Below are 24,712 nucleotides of genomic sequence, written 5' to 3'. Positions count from 1 at the left end.
CCCTGCCGTCGCCGTCCCGGGTACGCCTGTCGCAGGGGCCCCCAGGGCCCCGCTCGGGCCCCGGGGGCCCGGAACCCGCTGGGTATGATCAGCTGGATATCCCCCGAGGAAGGCGACCATGTCGGAGACCGCGACCCGGCCCAGCTCCCTGATCAGCACCGTGTACGGGGAGTTCGTCCGCAGGCTCGGCGGCTGGATCTCCATCGCCGACCTCATCGCGCTGATGGCCGAACTGGACGTCGACGGACCGGCCGTGCGCTCCGCGATCTCCCGCCTGAAGAAGGCCGACACCCTCGTCCAGGAACGCCGCGACGGGACGGGCTACCGCCTCGGCCCGGCCATGGGCCCGGTGTTCGACGAGGGCGACCGCCGGATCTTCGGCAGCCTGGAGCCGGCCCGGCTCGCGGACGGCTGGGTGCTCGCCGTCTTCTCCGTGCCGGAGTCCGAACGGGCCCACCGCCACCAGCTGCGCTCCCGGCTGACCTGGCTCGGCTTCGGCAACGCCTCACCCGGTGTCTGGCTCGCCCCCGCCCGGCTGCTGCCCGACGCCCGGCGGATGCTCGACCGCCTCGGCCTCGCCGCCTACGTCCACCTCTTCACCTCCGACTACGCGGGCTTCGCCGAGCTGGAGGAGGCCGTCAGCACCTGGTGGGACTTCCCGGCCATCGAGGCGCAGTACGCCGCGTTCACCGACACCTACCGCCCGGTCGCCGAGGAGCTGCGCCGGTACCCGCGCCTCGACGACGTCGAGGCGTTCCGGGACTACGTGCCCATGCTCAACGCCTGGCGCCGGCTGCCCTACCTCGACCCCGGCCTGCCCACCGAGCTGCTCCCCGCGGACTGGAACGCCGTCGAGGCGCGCCGGGTCTTCGTGGAACTCCACGGCAGGCTCGCCGAACCGAGTCTGCGGCACGTCGTCGAGGTCACCGGGCTGGAGCCGGCCGCCCCCTGAGCGGCCGGCCCGTGGGCGGTCGGCATGTGGGCGGCCGGCACCCCGGCCCGGCGCGTCCGGTCAGCGCGGGCGGCCGACCAGGGGCCGCCGGGCCCACGCCGAGACGAAGACGAAGGAGAAGTCCACCAGGGCGCCCCGCTCCAGGGCGTCGGCCAGGGTGTCGACCTCCTCGCGGGTCATCGCGCCGCTCTCCACGAAGACCGGGCCGAGCTGCCGCAGCGAGATCCGCCACAGCTCGTCGGCCGGCCCGCCCAGCCCGGCGGTCACCGGCGTCATCCGCAGCTGCGGCCGCTCCATGCCCAGGCCCGTCAGCGCCGCCGGCATCCGCCTGGTCCACCGCGAGTCGTTGCCCTGCCGGGGGCCGGCCTGGATCATCGCCTCGATGAACGGCGTCAGCGGCGAGGCCGCGGCCGGCTCGGGGGCGAGCAGCACGAAGTCCTGGATCACCAGCCACCCGCCGGGCCGCAGCCAGCCGACCGCCTCGCGCAGGACGCGGTCCCGCTCGGGGATGTGGGACAGCGCGGCCCTGCCGAGCACGAGATCGAAGGAGCCCGCCGGGAAGTCGTGCGCGGCCAGGTCCAGTTGAGCCACGTCCAGGTTGGCCGCCCGCCCGCCGTCCAGGAACCGGGTGTCGACGTCCACGGCGAGCACGTGTCCGGCCAGGCACTGCTTCGCCAGCCAGTACGCCATCGAGCCGGCCCCCGCGCCCATCTCCAGGCAGTTCCAGCCCGGCCGCAGCGGGAGCCCTTCCAGGATCGAGATCGTGGTCGGGTCGAGCGTCCGCTCCAGCGCGCGGAGCCGGTCGAACTCGGTCGGCAGGTCCTTGCTCAGGACGCCCGTGCCGTAGCCGCCGGTGGGCCGGCGGTGGCGCGCTGTCTCTGTCTCCATGATTGCTCTCCGTTCGAGCGAGGTGGTGCCCGGGCCTACCGGTACGGGCGGACGGTGGGCCGGGCGGGTTCGAGCAGCCACTGGTGCAGGGCCTCGGCCGTCGACTCGGCGTTCTCGTTCATCAGGGACCAGTGGTCCCCGGGCACCATCACGGTGCGGTGGCCGTGGTGCCAGACGTTCTCCCAGTCCCGGTCCGTCAGCCAGTCGTCCTCCCAGTCCGGGACGGGATCGGTGGCACGGACCATCAGCATGGGCGTGTGCAGCGGCGTCGGCTTCCAGCCCTCGAACAACCGCAGGTGGTGCGCCATCGCGGTGAGCTGGTCGTCCGTCATCAGCGCGAACGCCTGGTCGTCCAGCGCCATCGTGCGGAACAGCGGACGGATCCTGGCCCAGGCGCCCTCCACCAGCGGCAGCGAGTCCAGCAGCACCACCCCGGCCGGCGGCGCGCCCAGCGCCTCCAGCCGGTCGGTCACCGCGTGCGCGAAGCAGCCGCCCGACGAGTAGCCGGCCAGCGCGTACGGCCGGTCCGCGAAGTCGCGCCGGACGGCCCGCGCGTGCAGGTCGACCGTCAGGTCCCAGCTCTCCGGCAGCGCCTGGCCGTCGCCGAAGCCCGGGTGGGTGTACGCGTACACGCTGCGCCGGCCCGCCAGGTGGGCGGCCAGCCGGGCGTAGTTGTGCGGGCCCGAGGGCGCGATGATCGGCGGCAGGCAGACCAGGGCCGGCCCGCCGCCCCCGCCCTCCGCCAGCCGGACGGGCGCCTGCCGGGGGGCCGGCTCCCCGCCGCCGAACACCGGACGGATCCTGGCGGCGGCGCTCAGCAGCTCCAGGCCGTCCAGGTACCGGTTGTCCGCGCAGGCCTTGCGGTAGAGCCGGCGGATGCTGCCCGACCAGCTCGACCCCGGACGGTCGTGGCCCGCCTGCGCCGGCACGGGCGCGGTGCCGGCGGGCCGGGCCGTCCTGGCCGGGACGGCGGCCAGCTCGCCCGCCAGGTGACGGGCCAGCGCCCGGGCGGTCGGGTGCTCGAACACCATCGGCGTGGGCAGCCGCAGCCCGGTCGCCGCGGCCAGTTCCTGGCACAGCCGGACGGCGGCGAGCGAGTCGAAACCCTGGTCGAGCAGACTGCGGGCCGGATCGATGTCCTCCGGTGAACCGTGCCCGAGCAGGGCCGCGGCGCGGGCCCGGACCAGTTCGAGCAGGGCGCCGGGCCGCTCGGCGTCGGGGAGCGCGGCGAAGCCCCCGACCGGGGCCGGTTCCGCCGGGTGGGCCGCCACCGGCGCCGGTGCGGCCGCGACCCGCCCGGGGAGCCCGTCCAGCAGCCGGCTGGGCCGGGCGGCGGTGAAGGTCGCCCCGAATCGCTCCCAGTCGACCTCGGCCACGGTCGTGGTGGTCTCGCCCGCCGCGACCGCCTGCCACAGCGCCTCGACCGCCGGCTCCGGGGCCATCGGCAGCAGCCCGCGGCGGCGCAGCTGGTCCGCCACCGCGGGGTCGGCGGCCATCCCGTTCTCGGCCCACGGGCCCCAGGCGACGGAGGTGGCGGCCAGTCCGCGCGCCCGCCGGTGCTCGGCCAGCGCGTCCAGGAAGGCGTTGGCGGCGCTGTAGGCGGCCTGGCCGCCGCTGCCCCAGGTGCCGGCGATGGAGGAGAAGGTGACGAAGGCGTCGAGCCGGTGCCCGTCGAGCAGCGCGTCCAGGTGGACGGCGCCGGCCGCCTTCGCCCGGACCACCTCGGCGAACTCGGCCGGCTCGGTCTCGGTGAGCGGGACGAACCGGCCGCTCACCCCGGCGGCGTGCACCACCGCCGTCAGCTCGCCGGCCAGCGGGCCCAGCAGCGCGGCCAGCGCGTCCCGGTCGGCCACGTCGCAGGCGGCCACCGTCACCTGCGCGCCCAGCGCGGCCAGTTCGGCGGTCAGCCGGGCGGCGCCCGGCGCGTCCGGGCCCTGCCTGCTGGCCAGCACCAGCCGGGCCGCGCCGTGGGCGGCCAGCCAGCGCGCCGCCCGGGCGCCGAGCGCACCGGTGCCGCCGGTGACGAGGACCGTCCCGCGCGGCCGCCAGGGACGGGCCGGCGAGGGCGGAGGGGCCGCGGGGAGCAGCCGTCTGACCCACCGTCCGTCCGCCCGGACGGCGACCTGGTCCTCCCCGTCCGTGGCGGCCAGCGCGGCGCACAGCCCGGCCGCGTCGCGCGGGCCCGCCGCGGGCGGCAGGTCGACCAGGCCGCCCCACTGCCGGGTCAGCTCCAGGCCGACGGTCCGCCCGAGTCCCCAGTGCATGGCCTGCCCGGGATCGGTCACCGGGTCGCCGGTGCCGATCGAGACGGCGCCGCTGGTCACGCACCACAGCGGGCTGCGCCAGCCGAGGTCGGCCAGCGCCTGCGCGAGGGCGACCGCGCCGGACAGTCCCGCGGACAGCACCGGCTGCCCGGCGTCGGGCGACCCGTCCAGCGCCAGCAGCGACAGCACCCCACGGAACGCCGGCCCGCCCGCCTGCGTCCGGGCCAGCCGGCCGGCCAGCCGCTCGCGGTCCCGCGCCGCCCCGCCGAGCGGCAGCACCACCGGCACCGCGCCGGCCGCGGCCAGCGCCCCGGCCACCAGGGCGGCGGTGGCGCCGCCGCCGTCCGGCACCACGACCAGCCAGCGCCCGCCCACCGTGCCGGTCCCGGCCTCCGCGCGCTGCCAGCCCACCCGGTACCGGCCCGGCGAGCGGCCGCGGCCGGCCCGCCCGGAGGCCGCCCGGGGCGTCGCCTCCAGCCAGTAGCGCCGGCGCTGGAACGCGTACGTGGGCAGGTCCGTGGGCGCGGCCCCGTCGAACTGCGCGGCGAAGTCGACCGCGACGCCGGTGGTGTGCAGCTGCGCCACCGCCTCGGTCAGCGCCAGGGGCTCCGGGCGGTCGCCGCGCTGCGCCGGCAGCAGGACGGGCGCCGGGTCGGCGGCGAGGTCCAGGCACTCGTGGCCGAGCGCGGCGAGGACCGGGTCGGGCCCCAGTTCCAGGAAGTGGGTGGCGCCCTCCTGCTGGAGGGTGCGCATGCCGTCGAGGAAGCGGACGGTGCCGCGCGCCTGGTCGACCCAGTAGCCGGGGTCGGCGAGCTCGCGCGCCGAGGCGGTGCGGCCGGTGCGGTCGGAGACGACCGCGATCCGGGCCGGGTGCGCGGTGACCCCGGCCACCACCTGCCGGAAGTCGTCCAGCATCGGGTCCAGGTGGGGGGAGTGGAAGGCGTGGCCGACGTCGAGCGCCTTGGTGCCGCGCCCGCGCTCGGCCCAGTGCCGGGCGAGGGCCAGGGTGGCCTCGCGGTCGCCGGAGAGCACGGTGGCGCGGGGGCCGTTGACGGCCGCCACGGCGACCAGGTGCTCCAGCCCGGTGAGCGACTCCCGGACCTCGGCCTCGCCGGCCCGGACGGCGACCATCACCCCGTCCGTGCGGCACCCGCTCATCAGCCGGCCCCGGGCCGCGACCACCGTGCAGGCGTCCTCCAGGGTCCAGACGCCGGCGACGTGCGCGGCCGCGAGCCCGCCGACCGAGTGGCCGAGCAGCAGGTCCGGGACCACGCCCCAGGCCTCCAACTGCCGGAACAGCGCGACCTCCAGGGCGAACAGCGCGGCCTGGGCCCAGTCCGTACGGGCCGGCAGCGCGGCCTCGGCGGTGCCGGGGACGGCCCGCAGCACCTCGTGCACCGGGCGGTCGAAGCGCGGGCCCGCGGCCCGGTCGAAGGCGTCGCAGACCGCGTCGAAGGCGGCCGCGAACGGCCGGTGCGCGGCGTACAGTTCGCGGCCCATCCCGACCCGGTGGCTGCCCTGCCCGGTGAACAGGAAGGCGAGCCGGCCGGCGCCGGTCGCCACCCCGGTGAACAGACCGGGCCGGGCCCTGCCCCCGGCCAGCGCGGCCAGTCGGTCGAGGAGCTCGTCCCGCCCGGAGCCGACCAGCACCGCCCGGTGGTCGAAGCGGCTGCGCCGGGCCAGCGTGCCGGCGGTGTCGGTCGGCGTCGTCTCCGGGTGCTCGACCAGGTGCGCGTGCAGCCGGGCGGCCTGGCCGCGCAGTGCCGCCTCGCCCCGGCCGGAGAGCACCCACGGCACCGGGGCGCCGGCCGGTTCCGGACGGCGGACGGTATGCGCGGGCAACTGCACCGGCTGCGGCGCCTGTTCGAGGATGACGTGCGCGTTCGTGCCGCTCACCCCGAAGGCCGACACCGCCGCCCGCCGGGGCCGCCCGGTGTCGGGCCACTCGCGCGGCCGGCTGAGCACCTCGACCGCACCGGCCGTCCAGTCCACCCGGCGGGACGTTTCCTCGGCGTGCAGCGAGCGCGGGAGCAGCCCGTGCTGCATCGCCAGCACCATCTTGATGACGCCGCCGACCCCCGCCGCGGCCTTGCTGTGCCCCAGGTTGGACTTCATCGACCCGAGCAGCAGCGGCAGTTCCGGCGACCGGCCCTGCCCGTAGGTGGCGATCAGCGCCTGGGCCTCGATCGGGTCGCCGAGCGCGGTGCCGGTGCCGTGGGCCTCGACCGCGTCCACCTCGTGCGGGGCGAGCCCGGCGTTGGCCAGGGTCTGCCGGATCATCCGCTGCTGGGCGGGCCCGTTGGGGGCGGTCAGCCCGTTGCTGGCACCGTCCTGGTTGACCGACGACCCGCGGACCAGCGCCAGCACCCGGTGTCCGTGCCGGCGGGCGTCCGACAGCCGCTCCAGCACCAGCACGCCGACCCCCTCGGCCCAGCCGGTCCCGTCGGCGGCGTCCCCGAAGGACCGGCAGCGCCCGCTCGGGGACAGCCCCCGCTTGCGGCTGAACTCCAGGAAGACCCCCGGGGTCGCCATCACCTGGGCCCCGCCGGCCAGTGCCAGCGAGCACTCGCCGGCCCGCAGCGACTGGGCGGCCAGGTGCAGCGCCACCAGCGAGGAGGAGCAGGCGGTGTCGACGGTCAGCGCCGGGCCCTCCAGACCCAGCGTGTACGAGATCCGGCCGGACGCGGCGCTGGTCAGGCTGCCCATCAGCAGATGGCCCTCGTACTCCTCGGGCGCCTCGGACCAGCTCGGCCCGTAGTCCTGGTACGCGATGCCCACGAACACCCCGGACCGGCTGCCGCGGAGCGAGAGCGGGTCGATGCCGGCCCGCTCCACCGCCTCCCAGGACGCCTCCAGCAGCATCCGCTGCTGCGGGTCCATCGCGGTCGCCTCGCGCGGCCCGATGCCGAAGAACCCGGCGTCGAACTCGTCGGCGTCGTGGACGAACCCGCCCTCCCGGACGTACGTCGTCCCGTGGTGCGCCGGGTCCGGGTGGTACAGCCCGTCGAGGTCCCAGCCGCGGTTGCGCGGGAACCCGCCGACCGCGTCCCGGCCCTCGGTCAGCAGCCGCCACAGGTCCTCGGGCGAACCGACCCCGCCGGGGTACCGGCAGGCCATGCCGACGATCACGACCGGGTCGTCCTGCGGCCCGCCGCCCTCGGGGGCCACCGGTACGGTCTCGGGCCGCTCCCCGAGCAACTGGACGCGCAGCCGGCGGACCACGTCCTGCGGGGTCGGGCAGTCGAACAGCAGCGTGGCGGGGAGCGGCAGCTCGGTCAGCCGTCCCAGCCGGCCCCGGAGTTCCTCGGCGAGATGGCGGTAGATGCCGAGCCGGCGCCACGGCTCCGTCCCCGGGACCCGCCGGTGCCGGTCCCGTCCGAGCACGGCGTTGACCTCACCGGCCACCAGCTCCGCCAGGTACGCCTCGGGGTCGCCGCCCGCCAGTTCGAGCAGCTTGTCGCGCACAACGCCCATCTCTCGCACTCCATGGTTCATCCGGTCCGGCCCACGGGCGGGCGCCCGCAGACGCCCGCGGTGGGATCTCCGTCGACGAGACGTGGACGCTGTCCATTCATCAGTTCAACGACGCCGGGCCCCCCGGGGCACGTGCGGGAACGGTTTTCGGCCTCCTGCGGGCCGAGTCGTGCCGTCGCTGTCACATCCGGCGGCTCCCGGACGTCTGACTGGTGACGCAACCACACGAGGGGAACAGGGCAATGGACGAGCACGACCTGCTGGCCGAGCGGTTCGAGGCGGACCGCGGGCACCTGCGCGCGGTCGCCTACCGGATGCTCGGCTCGCTGAGCGAGGCCGACGACGCCGTGCAGGAGGCGTGGTTCCGGCTCAGCCGGTCCGACAGCGACGGCATCGAGAACCTCTCCGGCTGGCTCACCAGGGTGGTGGCCCGGGTCGCGCTGGACATGCTGCGCTCGCGCACCGCGCGGCGCGAGGACCTCCACGGCGTCCACGTCCCCGAGCCGATCGTGAGCGGCGTGGACGGCGTCGACCCCGAGCACGAGGCCCTGCTGGCCGACTCGATCGGCCTCGCCCTGCTGGTCGTGCTGGACTCGCTCGCGCCCGCCGAACGACTCGCCTTCGTCCTGCACGACATGTTCGCCGTGCCGTTCGACGAGATCGCCGCCATCGTCGACCGGACGCCGGCCGCGACCCGGCAGCTCGCCAGCCGCGCCCGCCGCCGGGTGCAGGGCGCCGAGCGGGTGCCCGACGACCTCGGCCGCCAGCGGGAGGTCGTCGACGCCTTCCTCGCCGCCTCCCGCGGCGGCGACTTCGACGCGCTGGTCGCCCTGCTCGACCCGGACGTCGTACTGCGCGCCGACCGCGGCGCACTGGCCGCCGGCGCCTCCCGGCTGCTGCGCGGCGCCCAGGACGTCGCCCGGCAGGCCGCCACCTTCTCCCGGTACGCGCAGTTCTCCCGGCCGGCCCTGGTCAACGGCGCGCCCGGGCTGGTCACGGCGCCGAACGGCAGGACGCTCTCGGTGATGGGCTTCACCGTCGTGCGCGGCCTGATCGTCGAGATCGACATCCTCGCTGACCCCGAGCGCCTCGCCCGGATCGACCTCTCCACCTGGGCGGGCTGACCACGGCAGGTCTGCCCTGACGGACACTCACCCCTGCCCCCGCACTGCTCACGGCCGCTCGCCGCCATCCTCTAGGCTCGTGCCATGGCGTCTTCGGGTGGTGCGCACACGGGCAGGTACGGCACGGCGGTCGTGATCGGCGGTGGCCTGGCCGGCTGCCTCGCGGCGTGGGCGCTGCGGGGCAAGGCCAGGCGGATCGTCGTGGTCGAACGCGACCGCTACCCGCAGCAGCCGGGCCCGCGGCCGGGCACCCCGCAGGGCCACCACGCCCACCTGCTGCTGGAGGGCGGCCGCCGGGCCCTGGAGGACCTGCTCCCCGGCATCGGGGCCGAGCTCGACACCCGGGAGGCCCGGCTGGTCGAGGTCCCCGAGGGGATGAGCTGGCTCAGCTCGGCCGGGTGGATGCCGCGGTTCCGTTCCGGCCTGGCGTTCCTGTCCTGCACCCGCCCGGTCCTGGACCACACCGTGCTGGAACGGGTCCGCTGCGAGCCCTCGATCGAGTTCCTGGAGGGCACCGCGGTCCTCGGCGTGCTCGGTGACGCCGAGGGCCTGACCGGCGTTCGGGTCCGGACCAAGGGCGCCGACGACGGCGGCGAGAGCGAGATCCACGCCGAGCTGGTCGTCGACGCCTCCGGCCGGTCCTCCGCCATGCCGGACTGGCTGGCCGCGGCCGGCTTCGCCCCGGCGCCCGAGGAGCGGGTCGACCCGGGCGTCGCGTACGCCAGCAGGCTCTACCACCGCCCGGCCGGTGCGGACCCGGACATGCCAGCCGTCTACCTCCAGACCAAGGCCCCCGACCAGCCGCGGTTCGGGGTGCTGCTGCCGGTCGAGGGCGACCGCTGGCTGGTCACCGTCGGCGGCATGCGCGGTGCCGAACCCGTGCCCGGCGAGGCCGGGTTCGCCGCCGAGCTGGAACGGCTGCGCGACCCGCTGCTGCGCGACCTGGTCGCCGGCGCCGAACCGGCCGGCGAGGTCCGGGGGTTCCGTCCCGGCCCGGGGGTGCGCCGCCACTACCAGCGCCGCTCCCCGGACGGCCTGGTGGTCGTCGGGGACGCCGCCTGCACCTTCAACCCCGTGTACGGGCAGGGCATCTCGACCGCGGTCTTCGGCGCCCGGGCCCTGCGCGACGCCGTCCGGGCGCACGGCATCGGCCGGGACGGCGCCCGGGAGGCCCGCCGGGGGATCGCGGCCGCGGCCGCCGACGCCTGGCTGATGTCCAGCAGCGAGGACGTCCGCTTCCCCACCACCACCGGCGGCCCGACCGGCACCGCCGTCCGGATCCAGCACCGGTACCTGGACCGGGTGATCGCCCGCGCCGCCGTCGACGAGGGCGTCTGCCTGGCCTTCGTCGCGGTGATGGGCCTCACCAGGCCGCCGACCACGCTGTTCCACCCGAAGGTGCTCTGGTCGGTGCTGCGCGGCACCTGACCCGCGCCCGCCTGCGCGGCACCCGACCCGTACCCACCTGCGCGGCTCGGACCAAGCCCACCACCGGCCCCCGGTGTCGCCTCAGCCGTCGGCGCCGGGGACGGCCTCCTCGATCAGCGCCAGGGCCACCGGCCGGGCGTAGTCGAAGGCGTTGCGGTCGTCGGTCGACGTGGCCAGCGCCATCGCCCCCTCGAACACCACGAAGAGCCGGTGGCCGAGCGCCTGCGGATCGCGGGCGCCGGCGGCGCGGGCGGTGTCGGTCAGCCGGTCGAGGAACGCCCGCTTGTGCGCGACGATCACCGGGCGGCCCGGATGGCCGGGCTCGGTGAGCTCGACCGCGGCGTTGTGCAGCGGGCAGCCGCGGAAGGTCGGGCGCGGGCGGTCGAACAGGGCGACCAGCCGTTCCCGTGGCGTGAGGTCGGCGCGGTCCAGGCAGCGTTCGATGAGGTGGCGGCTGGCGCTCATCCGCCGCAGGTAGGCGGCGACCAGCTCGTCCTTGCTCCCGAAGAGCTGGTAGAGGGTCCGCTTCGAGACTCCGGCCACCTCGACCAGCTCGCCGATGCCGGTGGCGTTGATGCCGTGCCGGTAGAAGAGCGTCGAGGCCGCCGACAGGATGCGCTCGCGCGGCCCGTCCGCCGCCGTCCCGTGGTTCTCCATGGGCTCATGGTACCGACTGTTACTCCTTTCCTGAAACCAGCCTGAGAGGCCTGCTCGAAATATTCTCTCCCTAATGCGGTACCGATCGGTTTCCTGATGGTGTTAACGTTCCCGACAGCCCGGACGGGCCCGGCCGGCCCGGGCGTCCGTCCGGCTCCCGGCTCGGAACCCGCGGCGAGAAGCCGCCCGGAAAGGACCCCTCATGACCGATCTCGCACATCCCGCCGGCACGGCCCTCGCGGCAGGCCCGGCCCCCGGGCGTACGGCGGGGCGGTGGGCCGGTTTCGTGGTGGTCTGCCTCGGCCAGATGGTCATGTTCGTCAACATCACCCAGATCACCACCGTGCTCGCCCCCGTCCAGCAGGACCTGCGGCTCTCCGGATCGGCCCTGGTCTGGGTGGCGAGCGTCTACTCGATGGTGGTCGCCAGCCTGGTGCTGTCCGCCGGCACGGTCGGCGACATCCTGGGCCGCCGGCGGGTGTTCGCCGCCGGCGCGGCACTGCTGGCGGGCGGCAGCCTGCTGGTCAGCCTCTCCTCCGGCGCCTGCGGAGTCATCGCCGGGCAGGCGGTGATGGGCGTCGGCGGCGCGATGGTGCTGCCCAACAGCCTGGCGATCGTCACCGGCGCCTTCACGGACCCGCACCGGCGTACCTCGGCGGTCGGCATCTGGGTGGCGGTGTCGGGCGTGGGGCTGGCGATCGGCCCGCTCTCCGCGGGCCTGATCCTGGAGGCGTTCTCCTGGCACGCGGTGTTCCTGGTCGACGTGGTGCTCGGCCTCGCCGTCCTGGTGCTGACCCCCTTCTTCGTCACCGAGAGCCGTCAGCCCGGCCGCCACCTCGACCCGCCGGGCCTGGTCCTCGCGGTGGTGGCGATCGGCTCGCTGAACTACGCCGTCATCGAGGGCGGCCACGGCGGCTACGGGCGGCCCGCTGCGCTCTGGTCGTTCGTCCTGGCGGCGGTGGCGCTGGCCGCCTTCGTGGCGGTGGAACTGCGCACCCGCACCCCGATGCTCCGGCTGCGACTGTTCCGCATCCCGTCCTTCGGCGCCGCCAACCTGGTCGCCCTGATCGCCCAGTACGGGTTCGTGGCCGTGGCGTTCGTCCAGGTGATCTACTTCGAGCGGGTGCGGCACGAGTCGATCCTCGGCACGGCGGTGCTGATGCTGTGGCTGATGGCGGCGTACGTGCTGGTCAGCCCGGTCTCCAGTCGGCTGGTGGGCCGGTTCGGGTTCAAGGCGGTGCTGGGCGCGGGCTCGCTGCTGACCGCGGTGGGCGCCCTGCTGATGACCGGTCAGAGCGCCACCACCTCCACCCTCACGGTCGGGGTGTGGATGGCGCTCTGCGGCGCGGGCGCCGGGCTGGTGCTGCCGCCGAGCACGGCGGCGGCGGTGATCAGCGTCCCGCACACGGAGGGCGGGATGGCCGGCGGGACGCTCAACCTGTTCCGCCAGGTCGGCGGCACCCTGGGGTCGAGCATCACCGGCACCGTGCTGACCGCCGGCGCGGCCCGGTCCTTCCCGGCGGCCCTGCACACCGCCGTGCTGATCCCGGGGGTGGGGGCGCTGCTCGCGGCGGCCACCGCGGTGCTCTTCGTCCGCGACCGCCCCGGCCCGGCCTGACCGGGGGAGGCCCGCCATGACCGGAGTGCATGGCGGCGGTAGAAAACCTGCCTTGGACCTGCCGGCGGTCGGCGGCGGAGGGTGGGGGACGTTCTCGGAAAGCACCCGCACAGCACCCCCCCGCAAGGAGTCCCGCCCGTGAAGCTCCGCCCGCTCTCCCGTGCCGCCACCGTCGGCGTCCTGGCCGGCGCACTGGCCGCCGGTACCGCCGTGGTGGCCGCCGCCGACGCCGACCGTCTCGGTGACCGGCACCGCCCCGCCTCCGACCGGCGGCTGCTCGACCGCACGCCGGGTCTGGTCCAGCCCGGGACGCTGACCGTGGACGGTTCGCTCCCCACCCGCCGGGCCGCCCAGGAGGTCCGGCTCGCTCAGCGGCTGTACACGTTCTGGCACACCGGCGAGCAGCTGTACCTCGACGCGGCGGTGGCCCCGGACTTCCGGGACAACACCCTGCCGTCCGGCCGTCCGCAGGGCCCGGCCGGCCCGGCGGCCGCGTCGAAGGCCTTCCGCGCCGCCGTTCCCGACCTCAGCTGCGAGCTGGCCGACCTGCTGGTCACCGGGGACCGGATCACCGCCCGGCTGGTCTTCCGCGGGCACTTCACCGGTGTCTTCGAGGGCCGGCCGGGCCGCGGCCAGACGGTGGAGTTCAACGCGATCGACATCCAGCACGTCGGCACCGACCGGATCACCGAGGACTGGCACGTGGAGGACAACCAGACCCTGCTGCGTCAGCTCGGCGAGGCCGGCGGCTGACACCCGCGCGGGCCGGGCCCGCCGCCCGGAGCGGCGGCGGGCCCGGCCCCGGCGGGTCAGCCCTCGATGCGGTGCTGTGTCCAGAACGAGGTCAGGTCGGTCGTGGTGGCGGCCTGCGCCGCGGCCTTGAACTCGGCCGTGGTCGAGACGCCGTACCAGTGCGCCTGGGCGTAGTCGTGGAGCAGCTTGGTCATCGCGGTGTCACCGATCAGGCGCCGCAGGTCGTGCAGCGCGCACTTGCCGTAGGTGTAGACGACGGTGGAGTAGCGGGAGGAGTGCGCGTCCCAGTACGCCATCGAGTTGGTGATCTTCTCGGCGGAGGAGGACCAGGAGACGCCGTTCCAGCAGTTGGTGCCGGTGATGCCGAGGGCCAGGTCGGTGGCGTAGTCGGTGAACGACTCGTCCAGCCACGGGCTGGTGTACTCGTCGTCGCCGACGATGCCGTAGAACCACTGGTGCCCGATCTCATGGGTGAGCGCGGTGGTGCTCACCAGGTCCAGGACGAACCCCGGGTACTCCATGCCGCCGAACCAGAAGTTGTTGTCCAGTACGGCGTCCACCTCCGTGTACGGGTAGGCGCCGAACCGTCCGGCGTGCGCGTCGACTGCCGAGATCGAGGTGGTCAGCATCGACTGGGCGTTGGCGGCGCTGATCCCGCTCACCGAGTAGACGTTGACCTTCACCCCGGCCGGGGAGGTGCCGGATATCCGGGTGAACGGCCCGGCGCCCCAGGCGAAGTCACGGACCTTGCTCGCCGTCGCCCGGGTCACCGTGCGCCCCGCGCTGCCGGGGGTGTCGACCGAGGTGCCGGTGGCCGGCACCAGCAGGCCGCTCGGGTGGTCCAGCGTCACGGCGAAGTCGGCCGCCAGCGAGTAGAACGACTCGCCGTTGTTGGTGTACGGGTCGAGGTGCCAGCCCGCGCCGTCCCGGACGGCGAGCAGCGGCAGGGCGTTGCCGATGAAGTTGTACGCCCCGTCGTGGCCGAACCGGTCGGCGCCGCTGGGCACGCTGATGCCCAGGTCGAAGCCGATCGATCCGCTCCGGCCCTGGGGCAGCGGCGCGGGCAGGCTGACCTTGAGGGCGGTGCAGTTCACCGACAGCGGTGCCGCGGTGCCGCCGGTCACGTTGGTCACCGTGACCGGCGTGCTCGGGCAGCTGCCGTGGTAGTTGTCCCACAGCCGCAGGTAGACCTCGGTCAGTGCGGTGGGCGAGGCGTTGGTGAAGCTCACGCTCTCGTGTCCGGTCCAGGTGCTCCCCGCCGTGTCGCTGGTCAGGTCGACGGTGTAGGCGGGCGTGGCCGGCGTCCGGGTCGCGTCCGTGGTCGGCGGGTCGGGCGGGGTGGTGCCGCCGCCGGAGACGTCCAGGGCGAGGTCGTCCAGGACGAAGCTGGTCTTCAGGCTGCTGTCCTCGACCCCGCTGAAGGCGACGGTGACGGACTGGCCGGCGAAGGCGGAGACGTCGAAGGACTTCTGGACGTAACCCGCCTTGGCGTCCAGGTTGGAGTAGGTGGCGAGGGTGGTGGTGCCGATCTTCGCGGTCAGCTTGTCGTAGGCGGTCGAGGTGGTGGTCTCGGCGGTGTCGACGTGCAGCCAGAACGTCAGGGTGGCCTGGGAGCAGCCGGCCGGCAGGGTCACGGTCTGCGAGAGGCTGTCGGTGTGGGCCGAGCCGTAGCCGTCCAGCCAGGCGAAGGAGGTGCCGGAGTGGGCGCTCTGGCCGCCGCCGCTGGTGATCACGCCGCTCGACGAGGTCCAGGGCGAACTACCGGACTCGAAGCCGCCGTTGGTGACGACCTGGGCGGCGGTGCAGTCCGCGGCGGCGGCGTGCGGGGGCGCCGCGAGGGTTGCCGCGCCGGCGGCCGCGACCAGCACGGCGCCGGTGACGAGGGAGATCAGCCTGCTTCTCATCGGGTCCTCTCCGGGGTGTGGGGGTACGCCCGTCCCCGCCGGAGGCTGATGGTCCGTCGCCTTTCGGCCCGGACGGAGCATCAGGAAGCGTGGCAGCAATCCGCCATCATTGATAGGGTCATGACAGTTGTGGGCCGCAGCTTTTGCCGAGCTTTGACCCGTACCGCGATGTCCCCCCGGCACCCCCGGAATCCCCGAACCCGCGGCCCCGTCGCCTAACGCCGGCGCCGCACCACCCCGTGCACGAACGCGGCCTGGCCGGCGTGCTGGAGGTCGTCCGCGATCACGCTGACCAGTCGGACGCCCAGGGTCACCGGCGGGTCCCAGTCCTCGTCCACCACCCGGTTCAGCGCCGTGCCGCCCAGGCCGGCCAGGTAGCCGACGGTGTTGGCGTGCACCGCGTCGTGGTAGCCGGTGAGCAGCTTCGGCGAGTCGACCCGGACGGCCGCGACCTGCTCGCGGGAGTGCCCGTACCCGGTGGACCCGGCCGGGAACGGCAGGGCGAAGCGGTCGGCCCAGCCCGCGGCGGTCCAGACCTGCTCGGTGCCGGCCGCGTCGGCGAGGTGGTCGTCCTGGATCCGGGTGAGGTGCCAGACGAGCCAGGCGACCGAGTTGGCGTCCGGATCGATCCGCACCGCCAGCTCCTCGGCGGTCAGGCCCGCGACGGCCCCGTGCACGGCCTCCCGGATCCGGTCGAAGGCGTCGACCAGGACGTCCGCGCTCCTCATGCCGGGCTCCTCGGCTGCTGCGGCGACAGGACCCTTCCAGTGTGCGCGCCCGCCCGGCGTACGGCAGGGCCGGGCGGCCTCACGGCAGGTGCTGCTCGGCCCAGATGACCTTGCCCTCCGCGGTGTACCGGGTGCCCCAGCGCTCGGCGAACTGCGCGACCAGGAACAGGCCCCGCCCGCCCTCGTCGGTGCTGGCCGCGTACTTCAGGTGCGGCGAGGTGCTGCTGCCGTCGGAGACCTCGCAGATCAGGGTGCGGTCGTGGATCAGCCGGACCCGGATCGGGGTCACGCCGTAGCGGATCGCGTTGGTGATCAGCTCGCTCAGGATCAGCTCGGTGGTGAACGAGAGCTCCTCCAGGCCCCACTCGTCGAGCCGGCGGGTCACCCCGGCCCGGATCTCGCGGACCGCGGCCGGGTCCGCGGGCACCTCCCACTCGGCCACCCGGCCGGCCGGCAGGGCGTGCGTCCGGGCGACCAGCAGGGCGATGTCGTCGGTGGGGTGCTCGGGCAGCAGGGTGGCCAGCACGTCCGCGCAGGTCTGCTCGGGCGTGCGGTCGGTGCCGGCGAGCGCGTCGCGCAGCAGCTCCAGGCCGACGTCGATGTCCCGGTCGCGGTCCTCGACCAGCCCGTCGGTGTAGAGCACCAGCTTGCTGCCCTCGGCCAGGTCCAGTTCGGCGGTCTCGAACGGCAGCCCGACCAGGCCGAGCGGCGGTCCGGCCGGGACCTCGGGGAAGTACACCGTGCCGTCCGGGCGGACCACGGCGGGCAGCAGGTGGCCGGCCCGGGCGACGGTGCAGCGCAGCGACACCGGGTCGTAGATCGCGTACAGGCAGGTGGCCCCGGTGATCGGTGCCTCGCCGCCGCTGGCCTGTTCCTGGTCGATCCGGTTGACCAGGTCGTCCATCAGCCCGAGCAGCTCGTCGGGCGGCAGGTCCAGCGACGAGAAGTTGTGCACCGCCGTCCGCAGCCGGCCCATGGTGGCGGCCGCGTGCACGCCGTGGCCGACCACGTCGCCGACCACCAGCGCGACCCGCGCGCCGGGCAACGGGATCACGTCGAACCAGTCGCCGCCGACCCCGGCCTGCGCGGGCAGGTAGCGGTGGGCCACGTCGATGGCGTCCTGCTCGGGCAGGCCGCCGGGCAGCAGGCTGTGCTGCAGGGTGACGGCCATGGCGTGCTCGCGGGTGAAGCGGCGGGCGTTGTCGATGCAGACGGCGGCCCGGGCCACCAGCTCCTCGCCGAGCCAGACGTCGTCCTCGTCGAACGGCGCGGGGCGCTCCGACCGCCAGAAGGTGGCGACGCCCAGCACCACGCCGCGGGCCCGCAACGGGACCGCCAGCGACGCGTGGACGCCCTGCCCGCGGACCTGCCCGACCCGGTCCGCGTCGTGGTCCATCCAGGCCGACAGGGCCTCCGTCAGGTCCGACTCGGCCACCGGCAGGCCGCGCTCCATGCTGCGGGCGCGCGGGGTGCCCGGGATCATCGGGACGTCCGAGCCCACCGGGTAGAACGGCTGGGAGGTGTGGATGCCGCTCAGCCCGGCCCGGCGCAGCTTGGCGGCCGCGTGGCCGGGCTCCTCGCCGCGCAGGACGGGCTCGGCGAGGTCGACCGTGACGTAGTCGGCGAAGCCCGGGACGGCGGCCTCGGCGAGTTCCTGCGCGGTGCGGACGACGTCCAGCGTGGTGCCGATCGCCATGCCCGCGTCGTAGAGCAGCTTGAGCCGGCGCCGGGCCAGGTCGGCCTTGCCGGACAGGGCCTGCAGCTCGGTCGAGTCGCGCAGCGTGGCCACCAGTCCGGGCGGCCCGCCGTGGGCGTCGGTGGGGCGGGTGTTGACGGCCAGCAGGAGGTCGCCGGAGGCCAGCAGCTCGTCGGTGACCGGCCGCCCGGAGGAGAGCAGCTCGACCACCCGGCGGTCCAGTCCCAGCTCGCCGATGTGCCGTCCCTCGGCGTCCGCCGGCAGCCCGAGCAGGCGTCCGGCCTCGTCGTTGGCCAGCAGCAGCCGACCGTCCCCGTCCATGATCAGGACGCCCTCGCGGACCGAGTGCAGGACGGCGTCGTGGTGCTCGTACATCCTGGTCATCGCGGTCGGGCCGAGGCCGCGGGTCTGGCGCCGGAGTCTTCGGCTGACCAGGGCGGCGCCCCCGGTGGCCAGCACCAGGGCGGCCGCGGCGCTGCCCAGCAGGACCGGCAGCTGCCGCTGGGCGGTGTCGGCGACCCGGCTGGTCCTGATGCCGGCCGAGACCATGCCGACCACCGTGCCGTCCCGGTCGGTGACCGGTACGACGGCCTGCACCAGGTGCCCGATGGTGCCGTCGACCTCCTCGGTGATCGACTGCCCGGCGAGCGCGGGCGCGGTGGTGCCGACGAACTTCTTGCCGATCCGGTCGGGCATCGGGTGGGTGTAGCGGATGCTGTTGGTGTCCAGGACGACGATGAAGTCCACCCCGGCCTTCATCCGGGCCGCCTCGGCGCTCGGCTGGAGGATCGCCGTCGGGTCGGGGGAGCGCAGCGCGGCGACGATGCCGGGGGAGTTGGCGTACGTCTCCGCGACCGCGAGCGAACGGTTGCGGGCCTCCGTGGCGGTGTCGTGGCGCGCCTGGAGCACGGTCTCCACGCCGACGGCGAGCACCAGCAGCAGGACGATGACGACCTGCAGGACGAACACCTGCCCGGCGACGCTGCGCGTGCCGAGCGAGGACCAGGGGCGCCGCTTCGGCCGCGGCTGCCCGTGCCGGCCGTGTCGGCGCTCCGGTTCGGGGCGCTCACGCCGGTCCTGCGGGCGCCGACCGGTGGATTCGGGGGCCGACGGAGCCCGGGACCGACCCGCAATTCGGGCCATAAGCCCATGTCTACCCCTCCTGGTCCCCCGAGGCCAAGAGGTCGGGGCCGCGGACCCGACCGTGCCGTGCCGCAGGGCTTCCGTCCGACGACGGATTGTCAGTGCCGGAACCTAGAATGAGACCTGTCAGCGAGTGCTCCACCAACGCACTGGGAGGTCGCCGATGTCCGTCGCCGCGCTCACGCAGCAGGCCCCGAGGAACCGCACGCCGAAGTCCGTCTCACGTCCCGTCCGCCGCACCCGCCACGCGGGTCCGCCGCCCGTCCGCCCGCTCCCGGCCGGGCTGCCGCGCGCCTGGTACATCGAGCACAACCGCCGGCTGAAGGCCATGCGCCTGGCGGTCGTGCTGCTCGACTCCGGGATCTACGGCCCGCAGCAGGCGACCAATCGGCGGATCCGTTCGCTGGCCGTCCGGTTGGAGATCCACCGGCCGTCCGCCGCCACCTGCCGGATGGTCAGGTCCTTCCTGCACCAGGAGCACTGAGCCGGGCGCGCCCCGGCGGTCCGCCGCGCACTCCGGCGGCCCGCCGGGGCGCACTCCCGTACGGCGGGGTCGACCGTGCGTCACCCGGTCCCGACGGTGGGCGCCCGGAGGCCGTCCCGGGGCAGCGAGAACTCGCACCAGACGCTCTTGCCGGTGCCGCGCGGCTCCACGCCCCAGGACGCCGACAGCGCGTCCACCAGCAGCAGGCCGCGGCCCGAGGTGGCGGTCTCGCCCGGTGCCCGGCGGTGCGGCAGCTCGCTGGAGTGGTCCTGGATCTCCAGCCGGATCCGGCGCACCGGCCGGGTCAGCAACTCGACGGTGAGCTTGGCGCCCCCGTCGGTGTGGACCAGCGCGTTGGTCAGCAGCTCGTCCGCGGCGAGCTCGATGTCCGGGATCAGGCCGGCCGCGCCCCAGGCGGCGAGCGACCGGCGCAGCATCGTCCGGGTCTCCACCAGGCCCTCCGGGTCCGCCTGGTGGACGTGCTGGACCATCTGCCGTTCGGCGTGCGCCCCGGGCACGGCGGCCCGGCGCAGCAGGAGCAGCGCCATGTCGTCGTCCTGGGCCGTCCTGGCGAGCAGTTCGGTGCACAGGTGGTCGGCCAGTTTCTCCAGGTCGGGCGGCCCGGAGTGGACGGCCGCGGCGAGCGCTTCGAGCCCCTCGGAGATGTCCTGCCCGCGGTGTTCGACCAGCCCGTCGGTGCACATCAGCAGGGTGTCGGAGGGGTTGAGGTCGAGCCGGGTCTCCGGGTACTGGTCGCGGCCGAGCTCGGTGGCCACACCGAGCGGCAGGCCGCCGCGCACCGCGGGCCAGCTGGCCCGGCCGCTGCTGTGCCGGATCAGCGGTTCGAGGTGGCCGGCCCGGACCAGCCGCAGCGAGCCGGTCTCCAGGTCCGCCTCGACGTAGATGCAGGTGGCGGAGCGCTCGGTGTCCAGGTCCGCGAGGAAGCGCGAGACCCGGGCGACCACGGTCGCCGGGGTGTGCCCCTCGGCGGCGTACGCCCGCAGCGCGATCCGCAGCTGGCCCATGATGGCGGCGGCGTGGCTGTCGTGGCCCTCGACGTCGCCGACCACCACGGCGACCCGGCGGCGCGGCAGCGGCACCACGTCGTACCAGTCGCCGCCGACCTCCCGCCCGGTCCGGCCGGCCCGGTAGCGGGCGGCGACGGTGCCGCCGTCGATGGTGGGCAGCCGGCGCGGCAGCATGGTGTTCTGCAGGGTGGTGGCGAACTCCCGCTCCTGGTCGAAGAGCATGGCGCGCTGCAGCGACTGGGCGACGGCACTGCCCAGCGCGATGCAGATGTTGCGGTCCTCGGTGCTGAACCGGCGGCGGTCCCCGTAGTAGAGCCCGAGCGCGCCGATGGACCGGGCCTGGGCGGCCAGCGGCAGGAAGGCGGCGGCCCGGATCCCCATCTGCTCCACGTACGGCAGCAGCCTCGGGTAGCGGGCGATCAGCTCCTCCTCGTCGCCGATGAACTGGGGCCGGCGGCTGCGCGCGGCCTCGGCGAGGCCCAGGCGGTCGCCCAGCCGGGTCACCGACAGGTCGTCCGTCGCCCGCAGCTCGGCGGTGGGCTGCTGGGTGACGGCGACCAGCCGCAGGACGTCGCCGTCGACCAGGCCGAGCGCCAGGCCGTCCGCGCCGAACCGGCGCAGGCCCTCGCTGTCGGTGAGCACGTTGGTGACGTCCCGGACGGTCAGGGCCCGGGCGAGCGCCTCGGTGGTGTTGCGGACGGAGTCGGTCTGGCGGCGGCGGTCCGCCGCGAGGGTGCGCATGGCGGCGGCGTGCGCCAGCTCCTCCTCGGCGTCCCGGACGATGCCGACCACCCGGTACGGGCGCCCCTGGTCGTCGCGCAGGATCCGCCCCTGGGTGTGCGCCCAGCCCGGCGTGCCGTCCCGCCGCAGCAGTCGGAAGTACGCGGCGAAGGTGAGCCGGCCCTCGCGCATCGCGCGGGCGACCGCGTCGTCCAGCCGGGCGCTGTCCTCTGGGGGCACGCGGGCGGCGAGCGAGGAGGGGCGGCCGTCGAACTCGTCCGGGCCGAGGTCGAACAGCCGCAGGCCGACCTCGTCCAGGTGGTACCGGCCGGTTTCGAGGTCCCAGTCGAAGCTGCCCATGCCGTTCAGCGCGAGCCGGTCGTTGGCGGCGGTCGGCATGCCCTCGACCGGTTCGGTCGGGGCGGCCGTCCGGGGAGGGGTCCGCGGGACGTAGCGGCCCCGGGATGCTGCGGTACGTTCCGCCATGGCGGCTCCCGGGGGGATGGTGGCGCGGACCCCGGACCGGTGGGGTCGGTGAGGGTGGCCGCCGGCCGCGCCGCGCGGCCGGCCGGACCGCTGGGAAAAGCCCGGCCAGTCTATCCAGCGGGCCGGGGCGGCGCATGGCTGTCGGGCGGGGGCCGGCGGCGTGCCGGGAGCCGGCTACCGCGGGCGGCGCCAGCCCCAGTAGCCGGGCTCGGGGTCGGGCCGGTGGCCGGGTCGGTCGGCCGGGGGATCGGCCGGGGCGTCGGCCCGGCAGCAGGCCCGGGGACAGCCGAAGGCGCTCGCCGCGTCCGGGTCCTGCTCGGGGTCGGTGACGAAGGTGGTATCGGTGGAGATCCGCCGGTGGTGCGCCTGCGGTTCGTCCACGGATTGTTCCGCCCTCGGGTCGACGGTGGGCCCCTCCTGGCAGGGGCTGACACTACCCAATGTAGCCGAACGTGTACATGGCGGATCGGTGGGTCGTCCGGGCCGCGGCCGCCGCCGCTCAGCCGTGCACGGTGGCCTGGACCCGGTCCAGGTCGGCCAGCAGGGCGTCCAGCCGGGACGGGTCGTCCACGAAGGCGAGGACGGCCCGGTAGAAGGCGCTCTGCAACTGCTCCGGCATCTGGTCGGACGCGTCGAAGCGCACCGCCCTGGCGTCGAGCAGCGTCCTGGCCAGCCGGCGCGACAGGTCGTCCGGGTAGGCCGCCATCGGCACCTCGCGGTTCGGGCTCAGCGCCCCGCCCCGGGAGACCCAGATCGCCTGGGCGTCGGCCGACGTCAGGTAGCCGATCAGCTTCCGCGCGCCCGGGGAGTCGTGGAACATCGCCAGCAGGTCCCCTCCCACCTCCACGTCCCCGTCGTAGGCCGGGTCCACCGCGGGGAAACGGACGAAGTCGAAGTCCTCGCCGGCCTTCGGCTCCGGCCGGTACTGCCGGTAGAAACCGGACACGAACGACCCGCCGTGTTCGAAGTGGCACTGTGGGTTGTGCGCCAGCAGCGAGCCGCCGTTGTCGCCGAAACCGGTGTTCAGTGCGCCGCCCCGGCCGCCGCGCAGCGCACCGCCGGAGGCCGTCAGCTCGCTCCAGGTCTGCCAGGCCAGCCGGATCCTGGGCGAGCTCCAGGCGATCTCGCCCGCCGTCCAGTGGTCGTACACCTCCAGGCCGGACTGGGTCAGCACGATGTCCTCCAGCCAGTCCGTCCCGGGCCAGCCGGACGCCGAACCGGCCTCCAGGCCGACGCACCACGGCGCGGTGCCGGCGGCGGCCACCTCCCGGTTCAGGGCCACCATCCCGTCCCAGCGCTGGGGCGGCTTCCAGTCCTTGTCCGCGAGCGACCTGGGGGAGTACCAGACCAGGCTCTTCAGCGAGGCCTTGACCACCACCGCGTAGTCGGTGCCGTCGACCGCGCCCAGCTTCGACCAGCCGGCGTCGTAGCCGTCCTCGCGGGCCTCCCCGGCGGGCGCACCCGCCGGTTGCGCCAGGGTGTCGAGGCCGACCAGCCGCCCGGCCCGGGCGTACTTCGCCAGCTTCCCGGGGCCGCTGAACACCGCCAGGTCCGGCGGGGTCCCGTCGCCGACCCGGTCCGCCAGCACCGAGTCCGACTCCTGGGAGCCCTGGTAGTCCACGGTGATCCCGTTCGCCCGCTCGAACGGCGCGACCACCGCCCGGAAGTCGTCCGCCTCCGCCCCCGTCCACGGGCCCAGCACGTGCACGACCTCGCGGGAGGCGCCGAGCGAACAGGACGTCAGGGCGGACGCCGCGACCATCACCAGCGCCAGGGCGCCGCCGGCCCAGGCCGGCCGGCGACGGGCGCTCACCGGGCCACCGCCCGGTACTCGTCGATCCGGGGCCACAGGCCGAACCCGCACAGCAGCAGCACCGCCACGCACAGCAGCGGAACGCCGAGGCCCAGCCCGCGGTCCGAACGGGAGTCCGCGACGGCGTCGGCGAGCTGCCGGCGCCCCAGGTCGGTGATCTCCGCGAGGTCGGCGTCGAGCGCCGTCACCGCCCCGCCGAGCTCCGTGCGCGCCGGTCCCGCCGCGCTCGGTGCGAGGCCTGGCCGGTCGACCGCCACCCCCAGCTGCAGTGTGTCGTGCGCGGCGACGAACGCCCGGTAGTCCTGGAGCGTACGCAACGCGGCCCCCCTCCTCGTGGCACCGGCGGTGCCCGGCTTCCCGTCGACGGCCAGCTCCGGCCGTAGCAGGTCGGCGAGCGGCCCCCCGAACTCCGGCGGCCGAAGGCGCGCCTCGTCGACCAGCTTCGCGGTGACCTCGCGCTCGGTGAGCATGCCGGAGTACCGGTAGAACCCGGCTGCCAGCTTCCCGGCCCGCTCCCCGCGGACCACCGCGGCGGTGTCGCTGCCGGCCGCCGCCGCCGTGACCGTCCGCACCTTCCAGGCGTCGACCAGCCGCGGCACCACCCGGTCCCCGGCGGTCGCCGAGGCGGCGTCGACGCCGGTGGTCCCGACCGCCGACCAGCCGGCCAGCGCGGTCAGCAGCACCGACGCGGCCAGCAGGCAGGGGTTCAGCCGGCGGTGGAAGTGCCGTCGCAGGAAACGCTGGGTGCGCACCAGCACCACCAGCCCCAGCACGGCCGGAGCGAGCACCCCGAACAGCAGTGCGGGAGCCGTCCACACGCTCCGCCGATGCGCCGCCAGCCGGTCCAGCTCGGCTGCCTGGAGCTGCCCGATCCGGGCCAGGATCCCGTCGTCGGGCTTGTGCATCAACCCGGAGGCGTATCCCAGGTACGCGCCGCCCAGGCCGCCGTCGCCCTCGGCCGCGTGCGCCTGCTCGACCAGGCCGGTGTACTCCACCAGCAGCCCCGCGACGGCCTGCAGCTGCGCACTGCCCGCCGCGCCGGTCGGGTCGTGCTCGGCGACCCGGGCGAGAGCCTGGTGCGCCGACTTGAGGTCGTCCTGGTACCGCTGCCCGGGGCCGGTGAGCCGGACGGAACCCGAGGCGAAGCTCGCGGCCGCCACCCGGTCCGCGTCGGCCAGGTAGTACGCGGCCTGCCCGCTGTCGACGATCGAGGGGACGGTCCGGCTGCCGGCCTCCGTCACCACGCCGTCGGCCCCGGACAGCGTGAGGCTCAGGGCACCCCAGGTCGCGGCCGTGCACAGGGCCAGCGCGACGGCCGTGCGGCGCAGCCGGGCCGGGGTGTCGGACGGGCGCCGGGCCGGTCGGCGGATCAGTGCGCGCAGCACGCTGCGCGGGCCGGTGCGCGGGCCGGTACCGGCGCCGGAGGTGGTGCCGGTGGTGGTGCCGGTGGTGGTGCGGGTCGCGCCCCTGCCGGTGGTGGCCGTGCGGGTCGTGCCCGTTCTGGTGGTGACCGCCATCCTCGGTTCCGCCCCCGCTCGCCGTACGGATGAGA

General features: G+C 75.3%; 16 protein-coding genes. 6 read left to right on the top strand and 10 right to left on the bottom strand.

Features of this window, described 5'->3' with window-relative positions; genetic code table 11:
• Positions 1 to 118: 118 nt before the first annotated feature.
• Entirely contained in the window at positions 119 to 952 is an 834-nt protein-coding gene (locus ACIOFR_RS10025) for a PaaX family transcriptional regulator C-terminal domain-containing protein (RefSeq protein ID WP_400994346.1), read from the top strand.
• A 60-nt stretch (positions 953 to 1,012) separates the two neighbouring features.
• Here the strand turns inward: ACIOFR_RS10025 and ACIOFR_RS10020 are convergent, their stop codons facing one another.
• Positions 1,013 to 1,840: a class I SAM-dependent methyltransferase gene (locus ACIOFR_RS10020; protein WP_400994344.1), complete on the bottom strand. Its 828-nt coding sequence runs from the start codon at positions 1,838 to 1,840 to the stop codon at positions 1,013 to 1,015.
• A gap of 35 nt (positions 1,841 to 1,875) precedes the next feature.
• Positions 1,876 to 7,578, bottom strand: coding sequence for a type I polyketide synthase (locus ACIOFR_RS10015; protein ID WP_400994341.1), 5,703 nt, complete (start codon positions 7,576 to 7,578; stop codon positions 1,876 to 1,878).
• Between the two features lie 242 nt (positions 7,579 to 7,820).
• On the opposite strand from ACIOFR_RS10015, the gene sigJ reads away from it, so the two are divergent.
• Both sigJ and ACIOFR_RS10005 read left to right on the top strand, forming a co-directional pair.
• Positions 7,821 to 8,702 (top strand): RNA polymerase sigma factor SigJ, encoded by an 882-nt coding sequence (gene sigJ, locus ACIOFR_RS10010; RefSeq protein WP_400994338.1) that lies wholly within the window; start codon positions 7,821 to 7,823, stop codon positions 8,700 to 8,702.
• A gap of 84 nt (positions 8,703 to 8,786) precedes the next feature.
• Positions 8,787 to 10,130, top strand: coding sequence for an NAD(P)/FAD-dependent oxidoreductase (locus tag ACIOFR_RS10005; RefSeq protein ID WP_400994335.1), 1,344 nt, complete (start codon positions 8,787 to 8,789; stop codon positions 10,128 to 10,130).
• Between the two features lie 81 nt (positions 10,131 to 10,211).
• On the opposite strand, the gene ACIOFR_RS10000 is transcribed toward ACIOFR_RS10005, so the two are convergent.
• Positions 10,212 to 10,787, bottom strand: coding sequence for a TetR/AcrR family transcriptional regulator (locus ACIOFR_RS10000; RefSeq protein WP_400994333.1), 576 nt, complete (start codon positions 10,785 to 10,787; stop codon positions 10,212 to 10,214).
• A 202-nt stretch (positions 10,788 to 10,989) separates the two neighbouring features.
• Here ACIOFR_RS10000 and ACIOFR_RS09995 point away from each other — a divergent pair, with 202 nt between their 5' ends.
• On the top strand, positions 10,990 to 12,405 hold the full coding sequence (locus ACIOFR_RS09995; protein WP_400994330.1) for an MFS transporter: 1,416 nt from the start codon (positions 10,990 to 10,992) through the stop codon (positions 12,403 to 12,405).
• Positions 12,406 to 12,543: 138 nt separating this feature from the next.
• Positions 12,544 to 13,158: an ester cyclase gene (locus tag ACIOFR_RS09990; protein WP_400994328.1), complete on the top strand. Its 615-nt coding sequence runs from the start codon at positions 12,544 to 12,546 to the stop codon at positions 13,156 to 13,158.
• 56 nt (positions 13,159 to 13,214) lie between these two features.
• On the opposite strand, the gene ACIOFR_RS09985 is transcribed toward ACIOFR_RS09990, so the two are convergent.
• From ACIOFR_RS09985 to ACIOFR_RS09975, 3 genes are all read right to left on the bottom strand, one after another.
• The gene (locus ACIOFR_RS09985; RefSeq protein WP_400994326.1) at positions 13,215 to 15,062 is read right to left on the bottom strand and encodes a M1 family aminopeptidase; all 1,848 of its coding nucleotides are present in this window, start codon (positions 15,060 to 15,062) and stop codon (positions 13,215 to 13,217) included.
• Positions 15,063 to 15,277: 215 nt separating this feature from the next.
• Entirely contained in the window at positions 15,278 to 15,790 is a 513-nt protein-coding gene (locus ACIOFR_RS09980; RefSeq protein ID WP_400994323.1) for a DUF664 domain-containing protein, read from the bottom strand.
• A gap of 79 nt (positions 15,791 to 15,869) precedes the next feature.
• Positions 15,870 to 18,629: a SpoIIE family protein phosphatase gene (locus ACIOFR_RS09975; protein ID WP_400994320.1), complete on the bottom strand. Its 2,760-nt coding sequence runs from the start codon at positions 18,627 to 18,629 to the stop codon at positions 15,870 to 15,872.
• Between the two features lie 163 nt (positions 18,630 to 18,792).
• Here ACIOFR_RS09975 and ACIOFR_RS09970 point away from each other — a divergent pair, with 163 nt between their 5' ends.
• A complete protein-coding gene (locus ACIOFR_RS09970) occupies positions 18,793 to 19,113 on the top strand; it encodes a hypothetical protein (RefSeq protein WP_400994318.1) in 321 nt (106 codons plus the stop codon).
• A gap of 80 nt (positions 19,114 to 19,193) precedes the next feature.
• On the opposite strand, the gene ACIOFR_RS09965 is transcribed toward ACIOFR_RS09970, so the two are convergent.
• From ACIOFR_RS09965 to ACIOFR_RS09950, 4 genes are all read right to left on the bottom strand, one after another.
• Positions 19,194 to 21,347 (bottom strand): SpoIIE family protein phosphatase, encoded by a 2,154-nt coding sequence (locus ACIOFR_RS09965; RefSeq protein WP_400994316.1) that lies wholly within the window; start codon positions 21,345 to 21,347, stop codon positions 19,194 to 19,196.
• A gap of 174 nt (positions 21,348 to 21,521) precedes the next feature.
• Complete coding sequence (locus tag ACIOFR_RS09960) at positions 21,522 to 21,728, bottom strand: hypothetical protein (protein WP_400994313.1); 207 nt, start codon at positions 21,726 to 21,728, stop codon at positions 21,522 to 21,524.
• Between the two features lie 118 nt (positions 21,729 to 21,846).
• Positions 21,847 to 23,160 carry an ABC transporter substrate-binding protein gene (locus ACIOFR_RS09955; protein ID WP_400994310.1) on the bottom strand — a complete coding sequence of 438 codons (1,314 nt, stop codon included), beginning with the start codon at positions 23,158 to 23,160 and terminating at the stop codon, positions 21,847 to 21,849.
• Positions 23,157 to 24,677 carry a hypothetical protein gene (locus ACIOFR_RS09950; protein WP_400994307.1) on the bottom strand — a complete coding sequence of 507 codons (1,521 nt, stop codon included), beginning with the start codon at positions 24,675 to 24,677 and terminating at the stop codon, positions 23,157 to 23,159. Before ACIOFR_RS09950 ends, ACIOFR_RS09955 begins: the two co-directional genes overlap by 4 nt.
• Positions 24,678 to 24,712: the final 35 nt, after the last annotated feature.

Origin of the sequence: Kitasatospora sp. NPDC088346, from assembly GCF_044740765.1 — a bacterium.
Classification (GTDB): Bacteria; Actinomycetota; Actinomycetes; order Streptomycetales; family Streptomycetaceae; genus Kitasatospora.
The sequence above is the reverse complement of the archived record's forward strand: the minus strand, read 5'-3'. Positions and strand labels throughout refer to the sequence as shown.

Excerpts from the sequence above, each read along its gene's own strand:
- ACIOFR_RS10025 (WP_400994346.1), top strand. The coding sequence starts at position 119 with ATGTCGGAGACCGCGACCCGGCCCAGCTCCCTGATCAGCACCGTGTAC.
- ACIOFR_RS10020 (WP_400994344.1), bottom strand. The coding sequence starts at position 1,840 with ATGGAGACAGAGACAGCGCGCCACCGCCGGCCCACCGGCGGCTACGGC.
- ACIOFR_RS10015 (WP_400994341.1), bottom strand. The coding sequence starts at position 7,578 with ATGGGCGTTGTGCGCGACAAGCTGCTCGAACTGGCGGGCGGCGACCCC.
- sigJ (WP_400994338.1), top strand. The coding sequence starts at position 7,821 with ATGGACGAGCACGACCTGCTGGCCGAGCGGTTCGAGGCGGACCGCGGG.
- ACIOFR_RS10005 (WP_400994335.1), top strand. The coding sequence starts at position 8,787 with ATGGCGTCTTCGGGTGGTGCGCACACGGGCAGGTACGGCACGGCGGTC.
- ACIOFR_RS10000 (WP_400994333.1), bottom strand. The coding sequence starts at position 10,787 with ATGGAGAACCACGGGACGGCGGCGGACGGGCCGCGCGAGCGCATCCTG.
- ACIOFR_RS09995 (WP_400994330.1), top strand. The coding sequence starts at position 10,990 with ATGACCGATCTCGCACATCCCGCCGGCACGGCCCTCGCGGCAGGCCCG.
- ACIOFR_RS09985 (WP_400994326.1), bottom strand. The coding sequence starts at position 15,062 with ATGAGAAGCAGGCTGATCTCCCTCGTCACCGGCGCCGTGCTGGTCGCG.
- ACIOFR_RS09980 (WP_400994323.1), bottom strand. The coding sequence starts at position 15,790 with ATGAGGAGCGCGGACGTCCTGGTCGACGCCTTCGACCGGATCCGGGAG.
- ACIOFR_RS09975 (WP_400994320.1), bottom strand. The coding sequence starts at position 18,629 with ATGGCCCGAATTGCGGGTCGGTCCCGGGCTCCGTCGGCCCCCGAATCC.
- ACIOFR_RS09970 (WP_400994318.1), top strand. The coding sequence starts at position 18,793 with ATGTCCGTCGCCGCGCTCACGCAGCAGGCCCCGAGGAACCGCACGCCG.
- ACIOFR_RS09965 (WP_400994316.1), bottom strand. The coding sequence starts at position 21,347 with ATGGCGGAACGTACCGCAGCATCCCGGGGCCGCTACGTCCCGCGGACC.
- ACIOFR_RS09950 (WP_400994307.1), bottom strand. The coding sequence starts at position 24,677 with ATGGCGGTCACCACCAGAACGGGCACGACCCGCACGGCCACCACCGGC.